This is a genomic window from Natronoflexus pectinivorans (genome assembly GCF_004345615.1).
GTDB classification, from domain to species: Bacteria; Bacteroidota; Bacteroidia; order Bacteroidales; family Marinilabiliaceae; genus Natronoflexus; species Natronoflexus pectinivorans.
In genome coordinates this window covers 1-1,789 of sequence record NZ_SLWK01000040.1, presented here as the reverse complement: position 1 = coordinate 1,789, position 1,789 = coordinate 1, and the positions used below count along the sequence as shown (strand labels likewise).

The following is a 1,789-nucleotide window of genomic DNA, read 5'->3' as shown; positions in this document are numbered from 1 at the left end:
GTCGAGTAGGCAAAGGGAACTTCCCCCTAAGCCTCTCACGGAACCGGACTTGAACCTCTCAGCTCATCCGGCTCTTGTTATACAAATCGATGCGCTTCATTACGAAAATCCCAACCTCCATTGGTAAAACAGTGTCGGATATTGTTCTTTCACTCTTTCCAACCATGCATAAGTGCTGTTGATAGTCGTTTTGTAGCGCTTGTACCGTTTCCGTGCCCACATCACAAGCCTCCGCCGTAATAGCTGAAAGATAGGATTCATTTCCCATATTCTGAACTTTCCATAGTAGTTGATCCAACCCCGGATATAAGGCTCCAGAAATTGCGCCACTCCTACTATGCTGTTATGTGTCAGAGTCTCAATCTTCAACTCTCTCATCTTTGCTACTATGCGTTTCTTTGAACTCGTGCTGATGGCGCAGTCATAGCCAAGGAAAAATTCCCTGGTCTTCTTCGACTTTGTGGTGCGAGGTTGGAATGAATAGCTCAGAAAATCGAACTTCACGTTCTCGAACGTTCCCTGTCGCCTGTAATCTCTACAGTAAACAAGCTTCGTCTTTTCCGGGTGCAGTTCCAACCCACATTCTTTCAACCGTTTGTTCAAATTACGCATCACGTAATCAGCTTGTGATTTACTCTTGCAGTGCAGTATTGCGTCATCGGCGTATCGCACATATCTGACTGTAGAGTGGGTTTGCTCCAACCATTTATCCATGGCATAATGTAAGAACAGGTTTGCTAATAACGGACTAATTACACCTCCTTGTGGCGTTCCTTTCCCCTGCTTCATTACCAGTTCCCCGGTTCTTGTTTGCACGGGTGTTTCAAGCCACCTTTCGATGTACATCAGGCACCATCTTTCGCTTACATGTTTCTTTAATGCCAACATCAACTTTGCATGGTTTATGTTGTCAAAGAATCCTTTGATATCAAGGTCAATTACCCAATCCGAAATTCTGATGTTCTTCCGTACCTCGGCCAATGCCTGATGGGCATTCTTTCCGGGGCGGTAACCATAAGAATGGGGACTGAAAAGCTTCTCAAACCTCTCTTCCAGATAATCTTTCACTACCATTTGTGCCACGCGATCGCTGATAGTGGGAACACCAAGCTTGCGAACTTTTCCGTCTTTCTTGAGTATTTCCACTTCTTTTAACGGCGGTGGGAAATAACTCCCTGACGCCATCCGGTTCCACAGTTTGTACAGGTGAACAGATCTGTTGGCATTGTATTCTTCCATACTGATCTGGTCAATTCCTGCACTACCTGCATTGGAGCGCACTTTCTTATAAGCAAGCCATACTTGGTCCTTACTTACTGGTACTGATTTTGTCTCATTCCATAAAGTCATCCTCTTGCGAGTTGTTAAATGTTATGATCCGGTATAACTTGCCCCCTTCGCTCTGCTCTCATTACAATCGCTTCTTCGCTACTACGGGGCAATCCGTCCCAACAGAGCGCTTCGGTTTTAGGCCTCCGGGGTGATCCCGTTGCGCCCCTCCCTTGGCATCGCTCGGCTGGTTCCCGAGTTCCGTAATTAAGCCCGGATATAGTTCCTGCCCTCTGAAAGACGCCAGTCGTATAGCCAGTAATTCAGGCTCCCGCTATACTTATAACTCCGTTTCATACTCCGTAGCTTTTGACTGGGTGTACAACTTCTCGACTCCTCATCAAGGGTTCACTCTCGTTCAGCTCCTATATCCATACCTGTACTATCTCGTGGATAGTCTTTTCCTAAACGCTCAGCACCGTGGCTCTTTACCACAGCACCTTTAGGTGGTTTGATGCCC

At 46.5% G+C, this 1,789-nt stretch carries 1 protein-coding gene; it reads right to left on the bottom strand.

Annotated features, from left to right (window positions below; translation table 11 throughout):
- Positions 1–99: 99 nt before the first annotated feature.
- Positions 100–1,350, bottom strand: coding sequence for a group II intron reverse transcriptase/maturase (ltrA, locus tag EV194_RS16800; protein WP_132435704.1), 1,251 nt, complete (start codon positions 1,348–1,350; stop codon positions 100–102).
- Positions 1,351–1,789 lie beyond the last annotated feature (439 nt).

Excerpts from the sequence above, each read along its gene's own strand:
- ltrA (WP_132435704.1), bottom strand. The coding sequence starts at position 1,350 with ATGACTTTATGGAATGAGACAAAATCAGTACCAGTAAGTAAGGACCAA.